Origin of the sequence: Acetomicrobium sp. S15 = DSM 107314 (assembly GCF_016125955.1) — a bacterium.
GTDB classification, from domain to species: domain Bacteria; phylum Synergistota; class Synergistia; order Synergistales; family Thermosynergistaceae; genus Thermosynergistes; species Thermosynergistes pyruvativorans.
Genome location: NZ_JADEVE010000348.1, coordinates 1 through 516 on the forward strand (window position 1 = coordinate 1; position 516 = coordinate 516).

Here is a 516-nt window from a genome sequence, read left to right on the forward strand (position 1 = left end):
TCATGGCGCCGTTTAAAAAAAGAAAACGATGAGTCGGGATTATCCCTTTCAACAAAAACAGCCTCACGTGCTGGAGGTTGCCTTGACACCACCGGCGGTCCCGCGACAGTTCCTCCAACAACGTCGGAGGGACCTCCTCGCCGCCCGCCTTGCGCAAAAACGCTATGACGCTGCTTTCCCAGTCCGAAAAATCCACCCACTCAAAGCCTGTGTTCTCGAAATCGCGCTCGTAGAGAGCCGCCGTATCCTTCAAAAGGGACCTGTTCTTATGAATCCGAGAGGCGCAAAAGAGCTCCCCCGCTATAGCGAGCAGCGACGATGTCGCCTCAGGATCCAAAAGTAGAGTGTAGCGCCCGGTCGGCACCGGTTTTCCCCCCAAGACTATCGGGATGGGAGCCCCCCAGTAGCGCTGGCGCGAGATCAGCCAATCGCGGAGGCGATAGTTGACCTCTCTCTTGCCCATACCCTGGCTTTCGATCCACTCAGCCATCCGCCGAATGGCCACCGGTGTGGCAA

General features: G+C 57.6%; 1 protein-coding gene. It reads right to left on the minus strand.

Annotated elements, in window-relative coordinates; all coding sequences use genetic code 11:
* Nucleotides 1-490 (minus strand): hypothetical protein (locus EZM41_RS14780; RefSeq protein ID WP_446697841.1); only part of this gene is annotated, 490 nt, incomplete at its 3' end.
* Nucleotides 491-516 lie beyond the last annotated feature (26 nt).